This window comes from Methylococcus capsulatus str. Texas = ATCC 19069 (genome assembly GCF_000424685.1).
GTDB classification, from domain to species: domain Bacteria; phylum Pseudomonadota; class Gammaproteobacteria; order Methylococcales; family Methylococcaceae; genus Methylococcus; species Methylococcus capsulatus.
The window spans coordinates 162,467-185,189 of record NZ_KE384224.1 but is presented as its reverse complement, the minus strand read 5'-3'; the positions used below and the strand labels follow the sequence as shown (position 1 = coordinate 185,189).

The following is a 22,723-nucleotide window of genomic DNA, read 5'->3' as shown; positions in this document are numbered from 1 at the left end:
CAACTGAAACCACAAGACAGGTAAGGAGAGGCAAATGAGCGAACTGACCAAACTCATTTATGCATTCGTCGGCATCATGATCGTCGGCTTTGGGATCGTGTATTTCTCCAAGGAAACCGAGCAGGACAAAGTCGGCCAGGCACTGCTGATGTCGGGCAACATGCTGAACACCTATGCTCGGGAATCCTGCACCCAGGCCGGCGAAGCCAAGGCCGGTACGCATCTTTACATGCCGAGCGAGTCGCAGAGCGACGGCAACAGCTATGTGAGCCTGACCTGGAACTACACCAACAACGGCGACCACGTGCTGACCTGCCGCTACGAACGCGACAAGGGCATTACCGAGATGACGCTCGACGGCGCTCCGGTTGGCAACGTCAGCGTGGACCGGGGGGCGGATGCGCCTTCGCGCGCTGCAGGTGCGGCCAACGGCAAGCACGACGCCGGCCACTGAGACCGTCACCTGATCCACGATAGGGAAGTGCGTCCATGAATACGACCCAGGGCGAATACACCACCACCGCCAAATGGCTGCATTGGCTCATGGCCGCGCTGATCGCGCTGGCATGGCTGATCGGCTTCTACGTCTCGGATCTGCCGAAAGGACCGGAGAAAGCCGCCATCATGGCCTGGCACAAGGGGTTGGGCACGGCGGTGCTGGCACTGATAACCGTCCGGCTGGCCTGGCGATTGCTCCATCCGCCCCCGCGGCTGCCGGACACCCTGTCGCCCGGTCTGCAACGGGCAGCGCATTCGGCACACTGGACGTTGTATGGACTGATGATCGCCCAGCCCCTCAGCGGCTGGGCCGTCAGCTCCGCCAACGGCTATCCGGTGAAGCTGTTCGGCCTGATTACACTGCCCGCCCTGGTCGAAAAGAACGAGGTCCTGGCACAGACCTTCGTGGAGATCCACGAATTCCTGGGCTGGGGTCTGGCCCTGCTGGTGGTGGGTCATGTCGTCATGGCGATCAAACATCATCATGTGGACCGCAACGGCATCCTGCACCGGATGCTGCCGGGCCGCCGCCCGACCTCCGACTGAGCCGGACTTTTTCCTTATCCGTGACCTCGATACTACCTCTAAGGGAGTGACAACGATGCTGAATTGGGACGATCCTCTGGCTGGCCTGACGCCACGGTCGAATCCGCCGGCCAATACCGCCCTCACCCTGGCTCTCGAAACCTTCGTCGAGCCCGCTCCGACGCCGGAGCCGCTGGCCACCGCGGCCCGGCCCGATAGCATTGTGCCTGCCACCGGCGCAACGGGCCTGGAAAACATCGAGATGGGCGCCCGCCGTATCCAGGTGGACGACAAGAGGATCATCAACTGCCGTGCCGACCTCAACCAACTGGTACCGTTCAAGTATCAATGGGCCTGGCAGAAGTACCTGGACGCCTGCGCCAACCACTGGATGCCGCAGGAAATCAACATGAACGCCGACATCGCCCTGTGGAAGAGCGCGGATGGCTTGACCCCGGACGAACGCGTCATCATCAAGCGCAACCTGGGCTTCTTCTCCACAGCGGACTCTCTGGTGGCCAACAACCTGGTACTGGCCGTCTACCGCCACATCACCAACCCGGAATGCCGCCAATATCTGCTGCGTCAGGCCTTCGAGGAAGCCCTGCACACCCATGCCTATCAATACGTGGTGGAGTCTCTGGGGCTGGACGAAGGCGAGGTGTTCAACATGTACCGCGAGGTACCGGCGGTGGCACGCAAGGCCGAGTGGGCCCTGCCCTTCACCCAGTATCTCGCCGACCCCTATTTCAAAACCGGCACGCCCGAGAACGACCAGAAACTGCTGCGCGAGCTGATCGCCTTCTACGTGATCTTCGAGGGCATCTTCTTCTACGTCGGCTTCACCCAGATCCTCTCCATGGGCCGGCGCAACAAGATGACCGGCACCGCCGAGCAGTTCCAGTACATCATGCGCGACGAGTCCATGCACATGAATTTCGGCATCGACGTCATCAACCAGATCAAGGTCGAAAATCCCCACTTGTGGACGGACGGCTTCAAGGCGGAGATGGTGCAGATGATCCGCGAGGCGGTGGACATCGAAACCCAGTATGCCTACGACACCATGCCGCGCGGCATCCTGGGGCTGAACGCGCCGATGTTCAAGGAATATCTCCAATTCATCGCCAACCGCCGCTGCGCCCAGATCGGCCTGCCGGAGCAGTATCCCGGGGCAAGCAATCCCTTCCCTTGGATGAGCGAAGTGCTGGATCTGAAGAAGGAGAAAAACTTCTTCGAAACCCGGGTGACCGAATACCAGACCGGTGGCACGTTGAGCTGGGACTGAACGGGCATCGAACGAGCAACGCGTCCGCCGTGATTTCCGCTCCATGCACGGGCTTCCCCCGTCTAGCCCGTGCGGGAAATCCGGCGGCTTTTTTGCCAGAACAAGGGAACGGGCATGAATGATCCGACACGGAACCCCTACCGCTACGCCGCCCTTTGGCGAGGATTGGGCTGGATCATGGTTGCCGCCGTCGTCGTTCTATCCCTCGTCCCGCAGTTGCCCAAGGCCCCGTCTCTGATGGGCTGGGACAAAGCCCAGCATTTTCTCGCTTATGCGGTGCTGACCGCATGGTTCTGCCAGGCCTATTCACGGCACTGGCGCTGGCCGGCCTTCTTCGTCGCCCTGGGAGCCCTGCTCGAGCTGCTGCAAGGCTTCACCGGCATCAGGACCACTGACCCTTTCGACATACTGGCCAACAGCATCGGGGTATCCATAGGTCTCGGTCTGAGCTTTACCCCGCTGGCATCCGGCCTGCGCCGTTTCGACGATCTCGTTTCCCGCTGCCTGGAAACGCCGTCCGAATAGCACCGCTTGCCGTGTCTGCCTTCGGAAGGCGCGGTTCCCCCCTCCCCGCCCCAAATCGAGCTGACGTTCCGCCCACGTCCGGAAGCTCTCGTTGCGCCGCTGTACCCACAGCGCCATGACCATGTAGCCGTAAGGCATCTGCGGTCCTTCCACCGCAGGGCGCAGTGCCCAGAAGCTCACGCCGGGACGGCGATGGTGGTCGGCATGGCGGGTCAGCGCAAGGAACATGAACAGACTCACGGCAGAATCGTTACGCCAGGCGAGGACTCTCCCGGGACCGGAATCTTCGGTCAAACCGTAGTGCTGGAAGTAGTTGACCGACTCCAGTGTCCGTATGGCCCCCCTCGCCTGATGCAGTAGTACCAGCATCGCCAGCGGGCCGAACAACATCGTGTAGACCCCCAGCCATCCCAGTTCGAACGCCATCCCCGCCAGAACCGCACCACGCCGAGCCGACCAAGCGATGCGCCATTGCTGGCGCAGGCCGCGCCGGTAGAATGCTTCGAAGCTCTCTCCTCTGAACGCGGTGGAGGGATCGTCGGCGCTTCCCAGGCGGGCGTGGTGCCCCAGCTTATGTGCCAGGTAGAAGTGATCGTAGCCCAAGGTAGCCAGCAACAGCCGTCCCAGATGGCGCTGTCCGGCCGAGCGGCGGTGGATCAACTCATGCGCGGGGCAAATGCCGGCGGAAACGAAGTCCGCCGAGACTATCGTCCGGACCACCAGCAGATCGGCCAGACTCGCCCCGACTTCCGCCATGCCGCTCCAGCCCAGTTGGGAAACCATCCGCCCCAAAGCGAACAGATTCAACAGTTGCAGAACCGACAGCAGATACAGCAGAGCATCAAACAAGGAAGCCGGAACCGGTTCCGGCACGACCCGGGTCTCCGCCGGCCCGAAATATTCGGCCAGCAGCAGGAGCAGCATGGGCAGGGTCCACAGCAATGCCACCAGCGGACGGTGGGGGCCACTGGCAAGGAATCCGAGCACCGTCAGAGGAAACACCAGACTGAGGCTGTAGCCGGTCCACCACGGCAGCGGCCGAATGGCCCCCAACCGGGTTTTCGATAGAATGCTCATGAGCTTTGCGGAACCTCACGATGCGGCCATCCAAAGCGCGAACCTATTATCTCGGCCTCTGCCTGACCTATCACGATCCGGCCCTGGCGATCGTCGGCCCCGATGGCGGCGTCCTGTTCGCCGAAGCCGCCGAACGGCGGCTCCAAAGCAAGCGGGCCCTGAATACTCCGCCCGATGACCCGTTCCACTTGCCCCTGCTGCTGCAGGAGCATTGCGCCGATGCCCGCGAGTTCGTCGTCGCTAGCAACTGGCGGGCCACCCGCCCCCTGCATGAGCACCTTGCGCACTGGCTGGGCTGGCTGTCCCCCCGCGGCATCCTCACCAATGCCGGCCGGCGGGTGCATACCTGGCTGGAACCTTACCAGATCTACCACATGCAGGCCGCCCAGCATCACGCCCTCAAGAGCCGTCTACTCAATCTGGCGCGGACCCTGCGCCGTGATTTCCCCGGCATTCCGGTCCGCATTCGCGGCTACGACCACCACCTCTGCCATGCCGCCCTGGCCTGCTATGCCAGCCCCTTCGACACCGCCGCCTGTGCCGTGATCGATTCCTATGGCGAAACCGGTTCGATGGCCTTCTTCGATTACCGCGACGGCAGACTGCGCCCGATCGCCCGGCAGCGGGGACCGCAGAGTCTCGGATTCTACTATATGAAGCTCACCGAGCTGTGCGGATTCGACTGGACGGGCGGCGAGGAATGGAAGGTCATGGGGCTGGCTGCCTACGGCCACAACGATCCTGAAATCCTGGCATGCCTGCATGACATGATGACCGTGGATGGCTTGGAACTCCTGACGCGGTACCCGGTCTTTTTCGACCGCCTGCGACGACTGGAGGCCCGGCGACGCCGTCCCGGCCAAGCGGCGGAGGCCGTGGCCAACCTGGCTCACAGCGGTCAGCGTTATTTCAGCGATACCGTTCATCGCCTGCTCAGCCATCTGCATGACCGCCTCGGCTCGCCGCATCTCGCCCTGGCCGGCGGCTGCGCCCTCAATTCGGTCTGCAATGGCAGGATTCTGGAGTCGACACCCTTTCAGGCACTCTACGTGCCGCCGGCCCCGGCCGACGACGGCACCGCCCTCGGCGCCGCCTGGCTGGCGTACCGGGAAGATCATCCCGGTGAGGTCTTCGCAGCCGGCCGACTGTCACCGTATCTCGGCAGTGCGGTCCCGGCGATGGACGCCGAGCGTTTCGCCCATTACGCCGGCCTACCGGTACGGCACCTTCCCGGTGAGCGCCTCATCGACGCCGCCGCGGAGCTGTTGGTCCGAGGCAAGATTCTCGGTTGGGTGCAGGGAAGAGCCGAGTTCGGTCCCCGCGCCCTGGGCAACCGTTCCATCCTGGCCGATCCCCGCCGCGGGGAGACGGGGGAACGGATCAACCGCGAAGTGAAATTCCGCGAGCGCTTCCGTCCCTACGCCCCGGCCGTCCTGCACGAACATGGCCCGAACTGGTTTCTGTCTTATCAGGAATCACCCTACATGGAGCGCACCCTGCGTTTCCGGCCGGAGGTGCGCGAGAGCGTTCCGGCGGTGGTCCATGTGGATGGAACCGGACGGCTGCAGACCGTGAATCCGGAATGGAACCCGCGCTTCCACGACCTGCTCGCTCGCTTCCACCGCCAAAGCGGCGTCCCGCTGCTGCTCAACACCAGTTTCAACGTCATGGGTAAACCCATCGTGCACGGCCTGGAGGACGCTTTCGGCGTATTCCTGGGGTCTGGAATGGACGCCCTGGCGATCGGCGATTACCTCTTCACCAAACCGGAGACACCGCCGTGACCTGTATGCGTAGCCTGTGCCGGACCCTGCTGCACGGCCCCGCCGATGCCGGATCACTGAGGACGGCCGAGACGTTTTTCCAGTCCGTGCTGGCCGGCCGGAACGGACCGGTTCCGGATTTCGGGCACCCCTGGCGGGCACCGGCGTTACCTCCGCCGGACGATCCGACCGAACGCCGCAACATTCTTCTCGCGCTGGCACCGGTCATGCTGCTGGACCAGATCTGCCTGGCCCGTGCGGCACGGCCCGCCACCGCCCACCGTCCGGCCGAGTGCCATTTGTTCGATCTGTATTGCCGCAGCATCGGCCTGGATGATCCCGCGGTCTCGGCTCCCATCCGATTTCGGGCTCGACTCGCCCTGGCCGGGGTGGCCGCGCCTTCCTTGAACGATCCCGGTTTTTTCCAAACTCCGGGCATTCCCGATTTCGCCTGGAACCTGCCCGCCGTCCAGCTCTGCCTGTTCCACCGGCCGCGCCGCTACTTTCCCGAGCTGCTGGGCTGGACCCTTGCGCACAATCTGCGGGAACCCGCCTGGTGGGACGGATCGGAAAGCGCCGACCCAAATGACATGGCCCGAAACCGCGCCTTGGCCCATGCGGCGCTGGAGGCTTTCGGCGCAAGGGACGAAGAGCGCATCCGTGCCGGCTGGGACCTTTATCGCCGACTATTCGCCGAACTGTTGAATCAGGCTGCCGCCACGGCTGACCGGAAGCTTCCGGCCGACGAGGCGCTGGCCCTGATCATCGAGGCCAGGCGCAGCCATGCCGTCGGCCATCATGGAAGAATCCTGCTGGACGGACGCAGCCTCGATGAATGGCTGACGGACCCCGATCCGGGCCCGCTGCTCCGGGCCCTGCGCGAATCGGCTTGGGTGGACCGGACCTGTCCCCCGTCCAGCCGCCTGATCCGGGCCATGGACTTTGGTGGGCCGATGTTCGGCGTATTCAGCCGCGCCGAGCAACGGATCTGCCTGGACTGGATCCAAGACGACAAGCACCCGCTACCGCTTGCCCCGCAAGCTCCGCCATTCGTGCCACGCCCCGCCGAGACCGCTCCTCCCCGGGGACATGGCCTCAGATCGAAACGCGCGCTTTACACCGCCTTGCTGGGCGCCGAATCGACCCCGGACCTTCCGGGACGGGCCGCAGGCACGGTGAGCAGGGTACTCCGGCTGACCCGTCTCATACTGCCTCTGCAGCGCGGGCACCGGCGCTTCTTCCGCTATACCGAATCCGGTTTCCAAGACCGGATCGAGGCCATCCATGCCCACGAAATCGGACGCTATCGGCCGTCAGACCAGCCCCCCCAAATCGGCGAGGCGTTCTGCCGCTGGGTCATCCTCCAATTGGCCCCGACGATCCTGGTGGACGGCTGCTGGCTGGCCGGAATCGGCACGGCGGCGGAATGCCTGGATACCGCCGGCCGCCACCTCCTCAAGATATACGCCGACGAATTGGGCAACGGCCGGCCCGAACGCAACCATCCCAACGTCTACCGCTACCTGCTTGGCCGGCTCGGCATCGAGCTGCCGCCATTTGACAGCGAGGCATTCGCCAGCGATCCGCGCTTTCTCGATGATGCCTTCGACCTTCCCGTCTATCTCCTCGCCGTCGGGCAACACCCCCAACGCTGGTTTCCCGAGCTGCTGGGGCTCAACCTCGCCATCGAACTCAGCGGCCTGGGCGCCGGCTACATGCGAATGATCGACCTGCTGCGCAGCCACGGCATCGATCCCGCCATCGTTCAACTGCACCTCAGCATCGACAATCTCGCCTCCGGCCATGCCGCCATGGCCCGGGAAGCCATCATGATCTACCTGGACGAAATGGAACGGAAAGGCGGACGGAAGGTTTCGTGCCAGCTCTGGAAGCGGATCTGGACCGGCTATCTTTCACTCTACACCGCCGCATCGCGCCTGGCTTGGCGGCTCCACCGTCGGTCGGCCCGGAGCGGAAACTGAAAAGAATACTTGACCGTGAGCCTCGAGATGCCTGATGAGTCGATCGAACCGCGCCGGCTTTCTCGGAGGCTCTCACATTTGAGAGTAGGAAGCCTTGAAGAAAGCGATGAAATTCCCTCCCCACGAAGTCAGGGAGCGGGAGCATCAGGGGAAGCATGAATCGCGCCTGGCGGCGATCCGCTCCATTGCCACGAAGACCGGCCGTACGGAGAAGACGCTGCGGCGCTGGATATGGCAGTCGGAGAAGGACGACGGCCAACGCGAGGGGACGACGTTTGACCGCAGCCTGTCCGATTCCGCCATCGCCGCGTGACTCAAAGCAAACAGCCTCCGGAAAACACGGGGCGGTTCAGCGACGTAAGACCCGAAAAAACTGTGGTGGTTCTCCGGCCGGTAGCGCCCGTTGCGCTACCGGCCGGACCTGGAGACATCGGGACGGGTGTCCCGAGTACGGCCGACTATTTCTTGGGCGGGGCCGTGGGAGCGGAAGTCCCGGCCGGCACTGCCGCCGGCTCGGCCGCGCCGGACTCCTTACCCTCCAACGAGCCAGCCGGAGCCGCTGCAGGGGAAGCCTCGGGCGTCGGCGTCGGCGTCGCAAAGCGCTCGACCTTTGCTTTCGCCATCAGATCATCGATGTACTGATGCAGTTTCTGCGTCTGCAACATGGACTTGATCTGCTCCTTGACGGCATCGAACGCCGGCGGAGCGGACTCGCGCGACTCCTCGCGCTGGATCACGTGCCAGCCGAACTGCGTCTGAACGGGCGCCTGGGTGATCTCGCCGTTTTTCAGCTTCTCGACCGCCTCGGAGAAGGGTTGAACCATCTGCTGAGGACTGAACCAGCCCAGTTCGCCACCTTCGTTCTTGGAGCCCGGGTCCTTCGAAAATTTCTTGGCGAGGTCTTCAAACTTCGCACCTTTGCCGAGCTTGGCGATGATATCCTTCGCCACGTCTTCCTTGTCGACCAGGATGTGGCGGGCCCGGTATTCGGCGCGCTGCATGGCGCCAATGCGGCTGTCGTACTCCTTCTGGAGCTCCTCATCGGAGATGGTGAGGTTTTTCATGAAGTCCTCGGCAGCGATCTGCGAGAGAATCACCCTTTCGGCGTTGTCGATCCGCGCCTGGTATTCCGGATTCTTGGTCAATTGCTTGGCCACCGCATCCTGCCGCAGCAGTTCGCGCTTGACCAGCTCGTCCACGATTTTTTCCTCCGAAACCTCGCCGCTGCGACGCTGGGCGAGCTCCGATTTGATCGCGCCGACTTCGGCCTTGGTGATGGCCGTGCCGTTGACGACGGCCACCGAGTTCTCCGGCGTCGCTGTGATGCCGGCCTTGGCCGCAGACGCCTGGGACTTCGGCGTTTCGGGAGCGGGCTGATTACAACCGGTCAAGGCGACCGCCAAGATCGCTGCGCCGCTGGCGAGAGTCTTTTTCATCAAAGATTTCCTGTTGTTGGATGTTCAGAAGGAGTCAGGGCTTTCATGCTGAAGGCATGAATTTCGTTGTGCATCATGTCGCCCAGCGCCGAATACACCATCTGGTGACGTTGCACCAGAGATTTCCCGTCGAAAGCGGCTGACACGATCGTGGCATGGAAATGTCCACCGCCCGCCATCGCCCCCGCATGACCGGCATGGGATGCGCTTTCGTCGATGATTTCCAGATGCAGGGGCGCCAGTGCCCCCTGAAGGCGTTCGCGAATCTGTTCGACCCGGCTGCTCATTTCGGGTATACCTGCCGAAAGGGTTTGACCACCACGCGGGCATAGACGCCAGCGCGACCGTAAGGATCTTCGTCTGCCCAGCGTTGCGCGTCTTCCAGGCTCGGAAATTCCGCGACGATCAGGCTGCCGGTGAACCCGGCCTCACCCGGATCCTCGCAGTCGATCGCAGGGTGCGGCCCCGCCAGCACCAGCCGGCCTTCGTCCTGCAACCGGTCGAGCCGCTGCAGATGGGCCGGGCGGGCCCCCTTCCGCATCTCGAGACTGCCGGGGCGATCTTCGCAAAGTATGGCATACAGCACTTCTCACTCCTCGGTCTTGGCATCGGGAACATGGCGCGCCAGGAAGATCGATTGGGCCACGACGAACACCAGGGTCAAGCCCACCATGCCGAACAACTTGAAGTTAACCCAAGTCTCGGTGTCGAAACTATAGACGACGAACAGGTTGGCTGCGCCCACGGTCAGGAAAAACAGAACCCAGGCCAGATTGAGCCGCTGCCAGATTTCCTTGGGCAGGTCGATCTGCTGCCCCATGATCCGTTCGATCAAGGTGCGCTCGCCGACGAAGCGGCTGAGCAGGAAGCCCAGACCGAATGCCCAGTTGAGCACGGTCGGCTTCCATTTGATGAACAGCTCATCCCGGAACACCAGGGTGGCTCCGCCGAACACGACGATCAGACCCAGCGTCACGAGGTGCATCGGTTCAACCTTGCGTGTCCGGTACCAAGCGACGCCAACCTGCAACAAGGTCGCTGCGATGGCCACCGCCGTGGCGATGAAGATGCCCTGAAACTTGTAGGCGACAAAAAACAGGACGATGGGAAGAAAATCGGACAACAGTTTCATCGGTACTCGAGCATTTGGGAAGACGCCGGAACCAGTCCTTGCCTTCCGGCGCGGCCGTCTGCGGTATCGGACGGCATCGCAGTCGCCAAACAGAGGCAGTCACGGAGGCCCATAGTTTACACGTCCCGGTGGCGGTGGGCATTATGATCTTCATTTCATCCGGCTTCACGCTTCCCTACACTTTGTTTCATGGACCCAAAGCAACGCACAGAAATCGAAGCGCGGGCGTTCCGCCGCCTCATCGCCCATCTTCGAACCCATACCGAAGTCCAGAACATCGATCTCATGATCACGGGAGACTTCTGCCGCAACTGCCTGGCGAAATGGTACAAGGCGGCGGCGGACGAGATCGGCGCGGAACTGGCATATGCCGACGCACTTGCCGCCGTCTATGGCATGCCTTACGACGAATGGAAAACCCGCTTCCAAACCGAGGCGACGCCCGAACAACTACGGCAATATGAGGAAAAACAGAAGCGCAGACGGCCCCCATCGGCCTAGCCTGCGGGTTTGTGTTCGATCAGTTCGATCCGGTAGCCGTCGGGGTCGGCAACGAACGCGATGACCGTGGTTCCATGCTTCATGGGGCCGGGCTCCCTCACGATCTCGCCCCCTAATGCCCGGATCCGCTCCACGGCCGCATGGATGTCATCCACCCCCAGTGCGATATGACCGAAGCCGGTACCCAGCTCATACTTGCTCACGCCCCAGTTGTAGGTCAGTTCAATCACCGCATCGTGCGCCTCGTCACCGTAGCCCACGAACGCCAAAGTAAATTCGCCGTCCGGAAATTCCATCTGCCGCAGCAGTCGCATGCCCAGAACTTCGGTGTAAAACCAGAGGGACTTCTGAAGATCCCCGACTCGCAGCATGGTATGCAAAATACGCATGGTCTCGTGCTCCTTTTTGCTCGTAGATCGCCATCATGGCCGGCAAGCACAGCCGGCACGGAAGATGATAGCGCGGAGCGAAAGGAAAAACCTCGGATTCCCCCGCGCCGCAGAGCGGCCGCCGCGAACAAGAGCTGACAGTCGGAAAAATCTCGGATAAAATGCGCTCCTTCAACGGAGAGATGTCCGAGTGGTTTAAGGAGCACGCCTGGAAAGTGTGTATACGGTGATACCGTATCGAGGGTTCGAATCCCTCTCTCTCCGCCACCCGACTGTTCCAGACAGTCCCCCGGCCCGCAGCTGTGCGGGCTTTTTCGTCGAGCTTTCCAACCGAGCGCCTTTCATTCCCAGGCAGTGTATCTTGCCGTTCCCCCTCCAATGCCGGCGAGGAGACCAGCCAGATACACTGCTCGGCCCCATCCGCTACCGCTTCACCCCGTTGGAGATGCCGCCCGTACCGAAGGTGTTGCTCCATTGCCCCACGAACGCCAGCTTGTTCCTGGCAAGCTGCAGGTCGAAAGTCGAACTGCCACCGCTGAAATCCATCTGCAGGGACGCACTGCAGTTCTTGTCCACGCTGGCCGTTCCAGTCACATCGAATTCCATGTGATGCCCCATCACACAATGGCCGGTAAATGCGCCTCGAGCGACGTTGATTTCGCATCGTCCGGTATGTTGTTCGGCGAGATTGGACTGGTACATGATCCATGTGCCGTTGAGGTCCGGGGTCTTGCATCCGGCCTGCAGTTGCGCGCTGAACAGGGCAACAGGAAAAGCAGCAAGCAGCAGTTTTTTCATCTTCATGATGCCTCGTCTTGTTCTTGTCGGGTTCGACCGCCTCGATGAGAGGCGAAATTTCCTATACGCGATGTCGCGTGGGCATACCGCAAGCAGCTACCATGCCCTGGTCGTCGCCCGGCCTCCCGTCCGATTTGACAGCGGAAATGAAGCAAGCGGGTCCCGTCCCGCTTCACGAAATGAGGCATATGCCGCAGTTGATGGGTTGGTTCGCGCACGACCGGCACTCCAGAAACGACGAAACTCGAGGTGGAACATTGGCCAGCGGGTGATAAGCTTGGTCTCGATAACGTGGTGTTCGGCCTGCAGCGCGACATCCGGCCGACTTTGATGTGCTTCCGGCACGGCTGCGTCGTGCGGTCTCGTAGCGGGACCGCCGATGTCACCGTCGTCCCGGAATGAACTGCGGACGGGAGGAGATACGCGGCCATGGCTCCGATCACGGCATTGAAATCCTCGCTGGGTTACCTGCCCCATGGCTATTGCTACGCATGGGTTCCGGAACTGCTCTGGCTGCACGTGATCTCCGATCTGGTCATCGCGGCCGCTTACTGCGCGATCTCCATCGCGCTCCTCTATTTCGCGAAACGGCGGCGGGACGTGGTTTTCCGCAGCGTGTTCCTCCTGTTCGGCCTATTCATCCTGGCATGCGCCGGTACGCACTTCATGGGAGCCTGGACGGTCTGGTACCCCGCCTACTGGACGGACGGTGCCATCAAGGTCATCACTGCGGCGGTCTCCTTCGGCACCGCGATTCTGGTCTGGCCGCTGATACCCCGAGCCCTGGAAATTCCGTCTCCCAGACAATTGCTCGAACTTAATCAGCATTTGGCGAGCGAGGTGAGCGAGCGAAAACAGGCGGAACAACGCCTGCGCATGCTCATCGACGCAGAGCCCGAATGCGTCAAAACGGTGGGCGCCGACGGCACCCTCCTCGATATGAACCGAGCAGGTCTTCAGATGATCGAGGCCGAATCGATCGAAGAGGTGCGGGGAAAGCCCATCGCATCGCTCGTCGCTCCCCAGGACGTCGAACGGTTCAAGGCTTTCAACCAGCGGGTGCTGGCAGGCGAAAGCGGCATACTGGAATTCCAAATCATCGGCCTCAAGGGCGGCAGACGCTGGCTGGAAAGCCATGCAGTGCCTTTCGCCAGCCGCCCCGGCGCCCCCGATGCAGTACTGGCGGTCACGCGTGACGTCACCGAACGTAAACTGGCGGAAGAAGCCGTCCGGTTGGCGGCGACGGCTTTCGAGACCAGCGAAGCCATCATGATCACCGATGCTGCCGGTATCGTACAGCGGGTCAACTCGGGCTATTCCGCGATCACCGGTTACACCTCCGATGAAATCGTGGGCACGCCTTCGGAGTTTCTTCACCCTGGCGGAGAGGAAGGCAAAACTTCCCCACGGGCGATCCTCGAAGCCTTGAAAGGGACAGACTGCTGGAAGGGCGAACTGACCGCCCGGCGCAAGAATGGCGACGTCTGTCCGGTATGGCTTTCCATCAAGGCGGTACGTAACGACGAGCAGATCCTCACCCATTATGTCGTGACCTTCGTTGACATCAGCGAGCGCAAGCGGGCGCAGCAGGAAATCGAGCAGTTGGCCTATTTCGATCCTCTGACCGGCCTGCCGAACCGCCGCTTGTTTCTCGAACGGCTGAATCAGGCCATTGGCGAAAGCTGTGTCAACGGATCCCGCTGCTCACTGCTGTTCGTCGATCTCGACCGGTTCAAGCATCTCAACGATGCACGCGGCCACACGGTGGGTGACCAACTGCTGCGCAAAGTCGCCGAGCGCCTGTCCGAGGGTGTCGGCCGGGGCGGCATGGTCGCCCGGCTGGGCGGCGACGAATTCGTGATCCTGCTGAATGGCCTGGATGAAGAATTCGAATCCGCCTGCCGACGTACCATGGATGTTGCGGAAAATCTCCGGGTGATACTGCAACGGCCCTTCGTCCTCTCCAGCGGCCAGCACTACGTCACCGCGAGCATCGGTACCGCCATTTATCCGTTCGATACGGACTCGGCAGACGATCTGCTGAAAGCGGCGGACATGGCCATGTACGAGGCCAAAGCCTCAGGACGCAACGCGGTGAGGGCCTATGCATCGACCATGCAGGCCGCGGCCGAGACCCGTCTGACCCTGGAAAGGGACATGCATGCAGCGCTGGAACGCAGGGAGTTCCGCCTCTATCTGCAGTCCCAGGTCGATGGGAACGGCAGAATCGTGGGCGCGGAAGCATTGCTGCGCTGGGAGCACCCGACCGAGGGAATACTGTTGCCTGACAAGTTCATCGCCCTGGCCGAAGAAACCGGACTGATTCTGCCGATCGGGGAGTGGGTCTTCGAACAGGTCTGCCACGAAAACGTGCGTCTGTCACAGGCGGGACACCGGTTGAGCCTGTCCGTGAACATCAGCCCCCGCCGCTTCCAGCAAGCTGATTTCCTCGACCACGTCCAGCGGATTCTGAAACGAACCGGTGCCAATCCTCATGATCTGATCTTCGAAATCACGGAAGGTCTGCTGGTTTCGGACTTCGACGACGCCATCGCGAAAATGAGCTTCCTGGAAAGGCTGGGCATCCGGTTTTCGGTGGACGACTTCGGTACCGGTTACTCTTCGCTGGCTTATCTGAAACGCCTGCCGCTCAGTGAACTGAAGATCGCGCAGACCTTTGTCAATGACTTGCCGGATGACCCCAGCGATGTCGCGCTAGTCCAGACCATCCTGTCGATGGCCTACCATTTGAACCTGGAGACCGTGGCCGAAGGTGTCGAAACCCGCGCCCAGCTCGAATTTCTGAAGGCCAGGGGCTGCACGCGCTTTCAAGGATACTATTTCAGCCCGCCGCTTCCGGCCACGGAATTCTTCGAGAAGCTCGCGTGATACCGAACCGCTGGACTGCCATCAATCCGTCGGCCGCATCAACGGGGTCTCGACGCTGATCTCGCTCTCGCATCTCGGGCAGGCATACCAGGTTTCGGCGTCTGATCCCCAGGCATAAGCACCGTTCCCGTCCTGCTCCATCGGCACGAGTTCCCGACCCCGCCCGCGCCAGCCGCATTCCGGACACAGGTACATGGATCGCTCCATTTCGTCCAGGAAACGCTGAAACGCAACGAAGCTGATCTTGTTCATCGACATGCGGGCGGAACTGATGTGAAAGCGGATCCCTGCCGCTTTGTCGTCGCAATCCTTGGTGATGCGTCTGGCCATGGCGATTCCCCGTTCTTGTTGTTTGTGGACTGGTGCGGGTAACCCGGTTACCTGTGTCAAACAACTTACTCCTTCCTGGATCGACGGGTCAAATCCCACACCCACCGACCGTCCATGATCAGCGAAACAGGCCGGTTACCGACGACGGTGATACCAAGACATGAAGGATCACGGACGACAGCAGGCCGGCAGCCACGTCGTCGAGCATGACGCCCCAGCCGCCCGCCGTTCCACGGTCGATGGCCCGGATGGGCCAAGGTTTGACGATGTCGAAAAACCGGAAGAGGATGAAGCCCAGCAGCACGTTCTGCCAAGAGGCCGGGAGGCCCCACATCGTCACGAGGAAACCGACTATCTCATCCCATACGATCGCGGGATGGTCGATCTCTCCCAGCGCGCGGCCGCAGCGCCCGCAGGCAACCACGCCCAGCCCCAGCGAAACGACGACGACGGCCGAATAGACCACCGGACCGGTGCCGACGAGCAGAAGATATGGCGGAATTGCCACCAGGGTCCCCAAGGTGCCAGGCGCCCAGGGAGACAGCCCGGCCCCGAAGCCAACGGCGATCGCAGTCCAGGGACTATGGAATGCCTGGCGGAAACCGATACGACGGCGCCTCATCTTCGCGCCTCCCCGGAAACGAAGTGCAGATACCCAGAGCGTGACAGCTCGACCGGACGGCCGCGCCGCCGGATGATCAGACCCGATCCGGTACGGATCGTCCCAATGCGCCTCACCGGGGTGGCGGTTGCATCGGCGGCAGACGCGATCGCCTGGGCATAGGCGGGGGACGCGGTGAAACACAGTTCGTAGTCGTCACCGGCGACCAACGGCATCTGCCAGTCGCCGGAGTCGGCCACGTAACGGCCGACGCCTGCCGACAACGGCAGAGACTCCCAGTCCACCTCGGCGCCAACGGAACTTTGCTCGAGGATGTGCCCGAGGTCTGCCGCCAGACCATCCGAGACATCGATGCCGGCGCTGGCAAATTCTCCGAGGCGTATGCCGAAGTCGGTCCGGGGCTGGGGGGCTTCCAGCCGATCCAGCGCCTCCTCGTCCGGGACAAGATAGGCCCCCTGCCTGATCCTCAGCCCCAGACCGGCGAGGCCGATGCTGCCGGTGACATAAATGGCATCTCCGGGTTTGGCGCCCGCACGCTTTACTCCAGGCCTGCCGTCCACGGTTCCCAGGGCGTGGACCGTGATGGCCAGCGGCCCCCGCGTGGTGTCCCCCCCGATCAGCTGTACCCTGTGGCGCTCGGCGAGGCGGAAGAAGCCTTGCGCAAAAGCCGCGATCCATTCGGGATCGTTTTCCGGCAGGGTCAAGGCCAGCAAAGCCCATCTCGGTCTGGCCCCCATGGCGGCCAAGTCGCTGAGATTGACCGCGAGCGCCTTATGGCCGAGCCTTGTCGGATCGGTATCGGAAAAAAAATGGATGCCCGCGACCAGTGTGTCGGTGGTCAGGGCTAACCGCGCAGCTGCCGTGAAGTTCAGGACCGCGCAGTCGTCGCCGATGCCGATCTCGGTGTTCACGTCCGCTACCCGCTGTCTGGAAAAAAAGCGCCGGATGATCTCGAATTCACCCGGCCGTTGCATGGAACCGGGCAAGTTCACCCCCGTCGGCGGGCCGCCATTTCGACCGCCCGGCATTCGTGCGCCACCCGGTCGAGGATGCCGTTCACATAACGATAGCTCTGGGCAGCGCCGAATTCCCTGGCCAGATTGATGGCCTCGTTCAGAATCACCCGGTACGGCGTCTCCGGCCGGCGCATGAATTCGTAGCAACCGATGCGAAGGATCGCTCGCTCCACCGGATCGACTTCATCAATGGGACGATCGAGATATTTCGCCAGCGCGGCATCCAGCAGGGCCAGATTGTTCGCCACGCCATGGAGGAGCTCCTTGAAATAGCCGACTTGGACGTCGGGCACTTGACATTGACTGGCCCGCTGCTCCAGCGTCACATCCTCTTCCTCGACCTCGTCCGTCCCTTGGGAACGGCCAAACTTCTCCAGCAACTCCTCGAGTTGTTCCCGTTCGGGCGGACTCAGTTCAAAACCCTCGGCATGGCGCCGGTACAACGACTTGGCTAGCTGCAACTCCTCGACGAACTGGCGTTCGATGTCCGGCAGGCTGTCCCGCGCCAGTTGCCACTGGTAGACGGCCTGCACGGCGGCACGGCGCGCCAGTGTCCGCGCCAGACTCATTCGGCCCCCAACTGCCGCAGCAGATTGACCATTTCGATCGCGGACAACGCCGCTTCGGCGCCCTTGTTGCCGGCTTTGGTCCCGGCCCGTTCGACTGCCTGCTCGATGGTGTCTACGGTGAGCACGCCGAAGGCGACTGGCAGACCGTGCTGCAGCGAAACGCCCGCCAGGCCTTTCACGCATTCGCCGGCGACGTAATCGAAATGCGGGGTCGCGCCTCTGATCACCGCACCCAGCGCGATGATCGCATCGAAACGCCCGGAATCGGCGATCTTCTTGACGGCCAGTGGCAGCTCATAGGCACCCGGTGTCTTGGCGATGCAAATGTCCTCCCTGCTGGCGCCGTGGCGGATCAGGGCATCGACCGCGCCGCTGACCAGGTGGTCCACGATGAAACTGTTGAAGCGCGAAGCGGCGATGCACACACGCAGCCCGGCGGCATTCATGCCACCTTCGAAAATCTTGAGATGAGCCATATCGGTTCCCGATCAGTCGGTTGTCACGTAGTCCACGACTTCCAGCCCGTAGCCGGAAAGCCCCAAATATTTCTTGTGCGCGCCCAGTACCCGCAGTTTGCGCACGCCCAGGTCGGCGAGAATCTGCGCTCCGGTTCCGGTCGTGCGCCAGTCCACGCCCGGGTCCTCGCGCTGGCCGATGTCCACACCGTGGTCCTCCATCTGGTACTGATGTATGCGCTCCACCAAGCAACGATCGTCTTCCTCGTTGCGGATCACGACGAGCACGCCACGCCCCTCGTCGGCGATTCGCTTCATCGCCGCGCGCAGGGAGATACCGATGTCGCCGCGCCTCACCCCGAACAAATCGGTCAGCAGATTGCGGCCATGGACCCTTACCAGCACCGGCTCGCCGCCGGCGACGTCGCCTAGCGTCAGGGCAAGATGCAGTTTGTTGTCCAGACGGTCCTGATAGGCGTGGAGGCGGAAGCGACCGTGTTCGGTCGGGAAATCGCATTCGCAGATGCGTTCCACGGTCTGCTCGTTCTGCATCCGGTAATGGATCAGGTCGGCGATGGTGCCAATCTTGAGGCCGTGGACGGCCGCAAACTTTTCCAGGTCGGCACGCCGCGCCATCGAACCGTCCTCGTTGAGGATTTCGACGATGACAGCCGCCGGTACCAGGCCGGCCAGGCGCGCCAGGTCGCAGCCCGCCTCCGTGTGTCCGGCACGGTTGAGCACCCCGCCGGGTTGCGCCATGAGCGGGAAGATATGGCCCGGCTGGACCAGATCGTCGGGCCTGGCGTCCGGAGCGACGGCGCACTGGATGGTACGCGCCCGGTCGCTGGCCGAAATACCCGTGGTGACACCGGTGGCGGCTTCGATCGACACCGTGAAATTGGTCGAATGCGGCGTCCGGTTCTCATTCACCATCAAGGGCAGCCGCAACTGCTGGCAGCGCTCACGAGTCAGCGTCAGACAGATCAGCCCCCGGCCGTAACGCGCCATGAAGTTGATGTCCTCCGGCCGCACATGCCCCGCCGCCATGACGAGGTCGCCTTCGTTTTCCCGGTCCTCATCGTCCATGATGACGACCATCCTGCCTTGGCGGATGTCTTCTATGATTTCTTCGATCGTATTCAGCGTCATTCCGGGATGAATCCATGACCGCGCAGCCATTCGCGCGTGAGTGAACCGGCGGGCCGCGCCGCGTCCCCGCCTTGAATCAAGCGCTCCAGGTACCGGGCCAACAGGTCGACTTCAAGATTGACGCGTCGGCCAGCCTGGGCGTCCTTCAGCGTCGTTACCGCCAGCGTATGGGGAACGACGTTGACGTCGAACACGCTGCCGTCGACGCGATTGACCGTCAGACTGATTCCGTCGATGCAGATCGACCCCTTTTCGGCGATGTATTTCGCCAGGTGCGCAGGCGCATCGAGCTGGAATCTGACCGACCGTCCATCCTCGTCCCGTGCCATGATGGTACCGATGCCGTCGACATGGCCGCTGACGATGTGTCCACCCAGGCGGCTGCCCGGTGTCAGTGCCAGCTCCAGGTTGAGCGCAGTCCCGGTCCGGAGCTCCCCGAGCGTGGTACGTGACAGGGTCTCGCGGGAGACGTCGGCGCGGAAACCGCCCTCGCCGAACCCGACTACCGTCAAGCAGACGCCATTGACCGCGATGCTGTCGCCAAGCCTCACATCGCTCATGGCCAACTTGCCGGCGGCGACGGTCAGGCGGTAATCGCCGCCGCGGGGCTCCTTGCGCTGTAACTGCCCCATGGCCTGTATTATGCCTGTAAACATGGTTTCAGGGTTCCCCGGAACTCACCACCCGTTTCAGCCGCTCGACCGCAGGATCAGCCGCATGTCACTGCCGACCCGCCGCGCATCCACGATCGCCAGTTCCGGACGGTCCGCCATCCCGGCCAGACCGGGCAGACGGAACAGCCCACGCGCTTCGTCTCCCAAGACACAAGGAGCGAGATAGACGACCCACTCATCGACCACGCCGGCCGACAGCAGCGCTCCGTTCAGGGCAGCACCGGCTTCGAAAAGCACCTCGTTGAACTCCAGCCGTCCCAGCAGCCGCACGACGGCTGCCACGTCCGGCCTTCCCGCGCCATCGGGCTCGACCTCCAGCACTTCGGCGCCGACATCGAGCAACGCTTGCCGCGCACGGGGATCGCTCGCCGTGGTCAGCACCAGCGTACGTCCGGGCTGCTGGAAAACCCTTGCGTTCGGCGGTGACCGCAGACGGCTGTCCAGAATCACCCGCGCCGGCTGCTCCAGCTCGGTCGCATCATTCGGCCGGGCGGTGAGAAAAGGATCGTCGGCTCGCAAGGTGCCGATCCCTGTCACGATAACCGAGCTGCGCGCCCTCAGGCGATGGACGTCGCGCCGAGCCGCATCTCCGGTGATCCATTTGCTGTCACCGGACGCCAGGGCGGTACGCCCGTCGAGGCTCATGGCCAGCTTGCTCCGGACAAACGGCAAACCCGAACGCATCCGCTTGACGAAGCCCTGATTCAAGCGCTCCGCCTCCCGCGCCAGCAAACCGCAGGACACTTCGATGCCCGCCCGCCGCAACCGTTCGAGACCTTGCCCGGCCACCCGTGGATTGGGATCCTGCATGGCTGCCACCACCCGATGCACCCCCGCCTCGATCAGGGCATCGGCGCAGGGCGGTGTGCGGCCATGATGCGAACAAGGCTCCAGCGTCACATAGACCGTGGCCCCTGCCGCCCGCCCCCGGGCATCCCGCAGCGCCGCGATCTCGGCATGGGGGCCGCCGGCCCGCTGGTGCCAGCCCGCGCCGACCACTTCGTTTCCTTGCACCACGACGGAACCCACCCGGGGGTTGGGGTCGGTCGTATACATACCCTTTTCGGCCAGACGCAAGGCATGCGCCATGAAGCAGTGATCCTCGGGAGACCAGCTGGCGCCATCAGACAAAGGGAATATCGATGAAGACACGGATCGCCTGTTCTTTTAGGCGTCGAATGCATCCGCCTGTCTGCCGGCGGTTTCCGAATCCGGTTCGCTCTCCAGGCGGTCGATCACTTCACGAAACTGGTTGACGTCCTCGAACCGGCGGTAGACAGAGGCGAACCGGACATATGCCACGTCGTCGAGCTGGCTCAACTCGTTCATCACATATTCGCCGACCAGACGGGACTGCACTTCACGTTCACCCGTCGCAAGAAGACGCTTCTCGATCCGGGTGATGGCGGCTTCTACCCGGTCGCTGGATACGGGACGCTTCTCCAGGGCGCGCAGCATGCCGGCCCGCAGCTTCTCCTCGCGGAACGGCTGCCGGCTGCCATCCGATTTCACCACCCTGGGCATGTTGAGTTCCGCCGCCTCATAGGTGGTGAAGCGTTCCTTGCACTCGCCGCACTCACGGCGGCGGCGCACCTGGTCCCCTTCGTGGGACAGGCGGGAATCCACGACTCGGGTATCTTGAGCACCGCAGAAAGGGCACCGCACAGGCGTACTTCACCCCTCACAAGCGGCGCGACTCCGCTGAGCGGCCCGCACTTTTTTCAGTTGGCATAGACCGGGAAACGCCGGCACAGATGGGTCACCTCCTCGCGCACCTGGCCTATGACCGTTTCATCTCCCGGGCAGTCCATGATATCGCACATCCAGCCTGCCAACAGCCGGCACTCCTCGACCCCAAAGCCGCGCGTCGTCACCGCGGGGGTCCCCACCCGGATGCCGCTGGTCACGAAGGGCGACTGCGGATCGTTCGGCACCGCATTTTTGTTGACGGTGATATGCGCTCTGCCCAACACCTCTTCCGCCAGCTTGCCGGTGAGGCCCTTTTGGATCAGATCGACCAGGAACAGATGATTCCGGGTGCCGCCCGACACGATACGGTAGCCGCGCTCGATGAAAGTCTTCGCCATGGCGTCGGCGTTCTCCATCACCGCTGACTGGTAGTGCCTGAAATCCGGCTGCAAGGCCTCCTTTAATGCCACTGCCTTCGCCGCGATCACATGCATCAGCGGCCCCCCTTGAATGCCGGGGAAAACCAGCGAGTTGAGCTGTTTCTCGACCTCGGGATTGGCTTTGGCCAGAATCAGGCCACCGCGCGGGCCACGAAGCGTCTTGTGGGTTGTGGTCGTGGTCACGTCGGCGATCTGCACCGGGCTGGGGTACAGGCCGGCCGCGATCAGCCCCGCGACGTGGGCCATGTCGACCATGAGCCAGGCACCGACCGAGTCGGCAATCGCCCGGAAACGCTGCCAGTCGACCACCTGGGAGTAGGCCGAGAAACCGGCCACGATCATCTTTGGACGGTGCTCCCGGGCCAGTTCGTCGACCTGGTCGTAATCGATCTCCCCGGTTTCCGGGTTGAGTCCATATTGTACGGCATTGTAAATCTTGCCTGAAAAGTTGACCTTGGCGCCATGGGTCAGATGTCCACCATGCGCCAGACTCATGCCCAGCACCGTATCGCCCGGCTTCAGCAAAGCCATGTACACGGCGGCATTGGCCTGCGAACCGGAATGCGGCTGGACATTGGCATAATCAGCCCCGAACAGTCGTTTCGCGCGCTCGATGGCCAGTGTCTCCACAATGTCGACGTACTCGCAGCCTCCGTAGTAGCGTTTGCCCGGATACCCTTCCGCGTATTTGTTGGTCAGCACGGTTCCCTGTGCCTGCAGCACCCGCGGGCTGGCATAGTTCTCCGATGCGATCAGCTCGATATGGTCCTCTTGCCTGCGTTCCTCTTCCTGGATCGCAGCCCAGAGTTCGTCGTCGAATCCGGCAATTTCCATACCCTTGCTGAACATGGGAACCTAAACCTCTTCCGTCGGAGTGAAAAAACGCGCCTTGGCAGCGCAAGATCGAACGCGAGAGTTTACACTGATTGGTCGCAGGCTTCCAAACGCGTTCCCGGGAATCGCCTTACCCCCAGCG

General features: G+C 62.6%; 25 protein-coding genes, 1 tRNA gene and 1 pseudogene. 10 read left to right on the top strand and 17 right to left on the bottom strand.

Annotation, left to right across the window (positions count from 1 at the left end; translation table 11 throughout):
- The first annotated feature begins 34 nt into the window (after positions 1-34).
- The 4 genes and pseudogenes from H156_RS0112285 to H156_RS17795 form a co-directional block, all read left to right on the top strand.
- Positions 35-454, top strand: coding sequence for a hypothetical protein (locus tag H156_RS0112285; protein WP_010960894.1), 420 nt, complete (start codon positions 35-37; stop codon positions 452-454).
- Between the two features lie 35 nt (positions 455-489).
- A complete protein-coding gene (locus tag H156_RS0112280) occupies positions 490-1,044 on the top strand; it encodes a cytochrome b (RefSeq protein ID WP_017365325.1) in 555 nt (184 codons plus the stop codon).
- A 55-nt stretch (positions 1,045-1,099) separates the two neighbouring features.
- Positions 1,100-2,311 carry a ribonucleotide-diphosphate reductase subunit beta gene (locus H156_RS0112275; RefSeq protein ID WP_017365326.1) on the top strand — a complete coding sequence of 404 codons (1,212 nt, stop codon included), beginning with the start codon at positions 1,100-1,102 and terminating at the stop codon, positions 2,309-2,311.
- Positions 2,312-2,425: 114 nt separating this feature from the next.
- Positions 2,426-2,701: pseudogene (locus H156_RS17795) on the top strand (VanZ family protein); the annotation flags it as partial.
- Here H156_RS17795 and H156_RS0112270 read toward each other — a convergent pair.
- Positions 2,618-3,913, bottom strand: coding sequence for an alkane 1-monooxygenase (locus H156_RS0112270; RefSeq protein WP_154656722.1), 1,296 nt, complete (start codon positions 3,911-3,913; stop codon positions 2,618-2,620). The pseudogene H156_RS17795 and the gene H156_RS0112270 sit on opposite strands and share 84 nt — an antisense overlap.
- Positions 3,914-3,933: 20 nt before the next feature.
- On the opposite strand from H156_RS0112270, the gene H156_RS0112265 reads away from it, so the two are divergent.
- The 3 genes from H156_RS0112265 to H156_RS0112255 all read left to right on the top strand — a co-directional run bounded on the left by H156_RS0112265 (position 3,934) and on the right by H156_RS0112255 (position 7,971).
- Positions 3,934-5,697 carry a carbamoyltransferase family protein gene (locus tag H156_RS0112265; protein ID WP_026045947.1) on the top strand — a complete coding sequence of 588 codons (1,764 nt, stop codon included), beginning with the start codon at positions 3,934-3,936 and terminating at the stop codon, positions 5,695-5,697.
- Positions 5,698-5,702: 5 nt separating this feature from the next.
- Positions 5,703-7,658: an iron-containing redox enzyme family protein gene (locus tag H156_RS0112260; RefSeq protein WP_017365329.1), complete on the top strand. Its 1,956-nt coding sequence runs from the start codon at positions 5,703-5,705 to the stop codon at positions 7,656-7,658.
- Between the two features lie 106 nt (positions 7,659-7,764).
- Positions 7,765-7,971, top strand: a complete 207-nt coding sequence (locus H156_RS0112255; protein ID WP_017365330.1) for a hypothetical protein — start codon at positions 7,765-7,767, stop codon at positions 7,969-7,971.
- A gap of 145 nt (positions 7,972-8,116) precedes the next feature.
- On the opposite strand, the gene H156_RS0112250 is transcribed toward H156_RS0112255, so the two are convergent.
- Genes H156_RS0112250 through H156_RS0112235 form a run of 4 tightly spaced genes read right to left on the bottom strand, consistent with a single transcriptional unit; the run spans position 8,117 to position 10,226 of the window.
- The gene (locus H156_RS0112250) at positions 8,117-9,094 is read right to left on the bottom strand and encodes a foldase protein PrsA (RefSeq protein ID WP_017365331.1); all 978 of its coding nucleotides are present in this window, start codon (positions 9,092-9,094) and stop codon (positions 8,117-8,119) included.
- On the bottom strand, positions 9,094-9,381 hold the full coding sequence (locus tag H156_RS0112245) for a BolA family protein (RefSeq protein WP_017365332.1): 288 nt from the start codon (positions 9,379-9,381) through the stop codon (positions 9,094-9,096). The genes H156_RS0112250 and H156_RS0112245 overlap by 1 nt, the downstream gene beginning before the upstream one ends.
- On the bottom strand, positions 9,378-9,680 hold the full coding sequence (locus tag H156_RS0112240) for a YciI family protein (protein WP_010960904.1): 303 nt from the start codon (positions 9,678-9,680) through the stop codon (positions 9,378-9,380). The genes H156_RS0112245 and H156_RS0112240 overlap by 4 nt, the downstream gene beginning before the upstream one ends.
- 3 nt (positions 9,681-9,683) lie before the next feature.
- The gene (locus H156_RS0112235) at positions 9,684-10,226 is read right to left on the bottom strand and encodes a septation protein A (RefSeq protein WP_017365333.1); all 543 of its coding nucleotides are present in this window, start codon (positions 10,224-10,226) and stop codon (positions 9,684-9,686) included.
- A gap of 189 nt (positions 10,227-10,415) precedes the next feature.
- On the opposite strand from H156_RS0112235, the gene H156_RS0112230 reads away from it, so the two are divergent.
- Positions 10,416-10,727 carry a DUF1244 domain-containing protein gene (locus H156_RS0112230; protein WP_010960906.1) on the top strand — a complete coding sequence of 104 codons (312 nt, stop codon included), beginning with the start codon at positions 10,416-10,418 and terminating at the stop codon, positions 10,725-10,727.
- Here H156_RS0112230 and gloA read toward each other — a convergent pair.
- Positions 10,724-11,116, bottom strand: a complete 393-nt coding sequence (gene gloA, locus H156_RS0112225; RefSeq protein ID WP_010960907.1) for a lactoylglutathione lyase — start codon at positions 11,114-11,116, stop codon at positions 10,724-10,726. The two genes, H156_RS0112230 and gloA, sit on opposite strands and share 4 nt — an antisense overlap.
- A gap of 176 nt (positions 11,117-11,292) precedes the next feature.
- On the opposite strand from gloA, the gene H156_RS0112220 reads away from it, so the two are divergent.
- A tRNA-Ser gene (locus tag H156_RS0112220) sits at positions 11,293-11,383 on the top strand.
- A 156-nt stretch (positions 11,384-11,539) separates the two neighbouring features.
- Here the strand turns inward: H156_RS0112220 and H156_RS0112215 are convergent.
- Complete coding sequence (locus H156_RS0112215; protein WP_017365334.1) at positions 11,540-11,920, bottom strand: hypothetical protein; 381 nt, start codon at positions 11,918-11,920, stop codon at positions 11,540-11,542.
- A 423-nt stretch (positions 11,921-12,343) separates the two neighbouring features.
- Here H156_RS0112215 and H156_RS0112210 point away from each other — a divergent pair, with 423 nt between their 5' ends.
- Positions 12,344-14,803, top strand: coding sequence for a putative bifunctional diguanylate cyclase/phosphodiesterase (locus tag H156_RS0112210; RefSeq protein WP_017365335.1), 2,460 nt, complete (start codon positions 12,344-12,346; stop codon positions 14,801-14,803).
- A 21-nt stretch (positions 14,804-14,824) separates the two neighbouring features.
- On the opposite strand, the gene H156_RS0112205 is transcribed toward H156_RS0112210, so the two are convergent.
- From H156_RS0112205 to glyA, 10 genes are all read right to left on the bottom strand, one after another.
- Positions 14,825-15,133 carry a hypothetical protein gene (locus tag H156_RS0112205; protein WP_017365336.1) on the bottom strand — a complete coding sequence of 103 codons (309 nt, stop codon included), beginning with the start codon at positions 15,131-15,133 and terminating at the stop codon, positions 14,825-14,827.
- A 118-nt stretch (positions 15,134-15,251) separates the two neighbouring features.
- A complete protein-coding gene (locus H156_RS0112200; protein WP_017365337.1) occupies positions 15,252-15,755 on the bottom strand; it encodes a phosphatidylglycerophosphatase A family protein in 504 nt (167 codons plus the stop codon).
- Positions 15,752-16,729: a thiamine-phosphate kinase gene (thiL, locus tag H156_RS0112195; RefSeq protein WP_036246610.1), complete on the bottom strand. Its 978-nt coding sequence runs from the start codon at positions 16,727-16,729 to the stop codon at positions 15,752-15,754. The genes H156_RS0112200 and thiL overlap by 4 nt, the downstream gene beginning before the upstream one ends.
- 14 nt (positions 16,730-16,743) lie before the next feature.
- A complete protein-coding gene (nusB, locus tag H156_RS0112190; protein ID WP_017365339.1) occupies positions 16,744-17,340 on the bottom strand; it encodes a transcription antitermination factor NusB in 597 nt (198 codons plus the stop codon).
- Positions 17,337-17,816 carry a 6,7-dimethyl-8-ribityllumazine synthase gene (ribH, locus tag H156_RS0112185; RefSeq protein ID WP_017365340.1) on the bottom strand — a complete coding sequence of 160 codons (480 nt, stop codon included), beginning with the start codon at positions 17,814-17,816 and terminating at the stop codon, positions 17,337-17,339. The genes nusB and ribH overlap by 4 nt, the downstream gene beginning before the upstream one ends.
- A gap of 12 nt (positions 17,817-17,828) precedes the next feature.
- Positions 17,829-18,938, bottom strand: a complete 1,110-nt coding sequence (gene ribBA, locus H156_RS0112180; protein WP_026045948.1) for a bifunctional 3,4-dihydroxy-2-butanone-4-phosphate synthase/GTP cyclohydrolase II — start codon at positions 18,936-18,938, stop codon at positions 17,829-17,831.
- Between the two features lie 2 nt (positions 18,939-18,940).
- Entirely contained in the window at positions 18,941-19,600 is a 660-nt protein-coding gene (locus H156_RS0112175; protein WP_010960915.1) for a riboflavin synthase, read from the bottom strand.
- 33 nt (positions 19,601-19,633) lie between these two features.
- Positions 19,634-20,770, bottom strand: coding sequence for a bifunctional diaminohydroxyphosphoribosylaminopyrimidine deaminase/5-amino-6-(5-phosphoribosylamino)uracil reductase RibD (gene ribD / locus H156_RS0112170; protein WP_017365341.1), 1,137 nt, complete (start codon positions 20,768-20,770; stop codon positions 19,634-19,636).
- Between the two features lie 15 nt (positions 20,771-20,785).
- Positions 20,786-21,283, bottom strand: a complete 498-nt coding sequence (gene nrdR / locus H156_RS0112165; protein WP_010960917.1) for a transcriptional regulator NrdR — start codon at positions 21,281-21,283, stop codon at positions 20,786-20,788.
- A 56-nt stretch (positions 21,284-21,339) separates the two neighbouring features.
- Entirely contained in the window at positions 21,340-22,596 is a 1,257-nt protein-coding gene (gene glyA, locus H156_RS0112160) for a serine hydroxymethyltransferase (RefSeq protein ID WP_010960918.1), read from the bottom strand.
- Between the last annotated feature and the right edge of the window lie 127 nt (positions 22,597-22,723).

What these genes read in the sequence shown, in the direction of transcription:
- H156_RS0112285 (WP_010960894.1), top strand. Translation starts at nt 35, where the DNA reads ATGAGCGAACTGACCAAACTCATTTATGCATTCGTCGGCATCATGATC.
- H156_RS0112280 (WP_017365325.1), top strand. Translation starts at nt 490, where the DNA reads ATGAATACGACCCAGGGCGAATACACCACCACCGCCAAATGGCTGCAT.
- H156_RS0112275 (WP_017365326.1), top strand. Translation starts at nt 1,100, where the DNA reads ATGCTGAATTGGGACGATCCTCTGGCTGGCCTGACGCCACGGTCGAAT.
- H156_RS0112270 (WP_154656722.1), bottom strand. Translation starts at nt 3,913, where the DNA reads ATGAGCATTCTATCGAAAACCCGGTTGGGGGCCATTCGGCCGCTGCCG.
- H156_RS0112265 (WP_026045947.1), top strand. Translation starts at nt 3,934, where the DNA reads ATGCGGCCATCCAAAGCGCGAACCTATTATCTCGGCCTCTGCCTGACC.
- H156_RS0112260 (WP_017365329.1), top strand. Translation starts at nt 5,703, where the DNA reads ATGCGTAGCCTGTGCCGGACCCTGCTGCACGGCCCCGCCGATGCCGGA.
- H156_RS0112255 (WP_017365330.1), top strand. Translation starts at nt 7,765, where the DNA reads ATGAAATTCCCTCCCCACGAAGTCAGGGAGCGGGAGCATCAGGGGAAG.
- H156_RS0112250 (WP_017365331.1), bottom strand. Translation starts at nt 9,094, where the DNA reads ATGAAAAAGACTCTCGCCAGCGGCGCAGCGATCTTGGCGGTCGCCTTG.
- H156_RS0112245 (WP_017365332.1), bottom strand. Translation starts at nt 9,381, where the DNA reads ATGAGCAGCCGGGTCGAACAGATTCGCGAACGCCTTCAGGGGGCACTG.
- H156_RS0112235 (WP_017365333.1), bottom strand. Translation starts at nt 10,226, where the DNA reads ATGAAACTGTTGTCCGATTTTCTTCCCATCGTCCTGTTTTTTGTCGCC.
- H156_RS0112230 (WP_010960906.1), top strand. Translation starts at nt 10,416, where the DNA reads ATGGACCCAAAGCAACGCACAGAAATCGAAGCGCGGGCGTTCCGCCGC.
- gloA (WP_010960907.1), bottom strand. Translation starts at nt 11,116, where the DNA reads ATGCGTATTTTGCATACCATGCTGCGAGTCGGGGATCTTCAGAAGTCC.
- H156_RS0112215 (WP_017365334.1), bottom strand. Translation starts at nt 11,920, where the DNA reads ATGAAGATGAAAAAACTGCTGCTTGCTGCTTTTCCTGTTGCCCTGTTC.
- H156_RS0112210 (WP_017365335.1), top strand. Translation starts at nt 12,344, where the DNA reads ATGGCTCCGATCACGGCATTGAAATCCTCGCTGGGTTACCTGCCCCAT.
- H156_RS0112205 (WP_017365336.1), bottom strand. Translation starts at nt 15,133, where the DNA reads ATGGCCAGACGCATCACCAAGGATTGCGACGACAAAGCGGCAGGGATC.
- H156_RS0112200 (WP_017365337.1), bottom strand. Translation starts at nt 15,755, where the DNA reads ATGAGGCGCCGTCGTATCGGTTTCCGCCAGGCATTCCATAGTCCCTGG.
- thiL (WP_036246610.1), bottom strand. Translation starts at nt 16,729, where the DNA reads ATGCAACGGCCGGGTGAATTCGAGATCATCCGGCGCTTTTTTTCCAGA.
- nusB (WP_017365339.1), bottom strand. Translation starts at nt 17,340, where the DNA reads ATGAGTCTGGCGCGGACACTGGCGCGCCGTGCCGCCGTGCAGGCCGTC.
- ribH (WP_017365340.1), bottom strand. Translation starts at nt 17,816, where the DNA reads ATGGCTCATCTCAAGATTTTCGAAGGTGGCATGAATGCCGCCGGGCTG.
- H156_RS0112175 (WP_010960915.1), bottom strand. Translation starts at nt 19,600, where the DNA reads ATGTTTACAGGCATAATACAGGCCATGGGGCAGTTACAGCGCAAGGAG.
- glyA (WP_010960918.1), bottom strand. Translation starts at nt 22,596, where the DNA reads ATGTTCAGCAAGGGTATGGAAATTGCCGGATTCGACGACGAACTCTGG.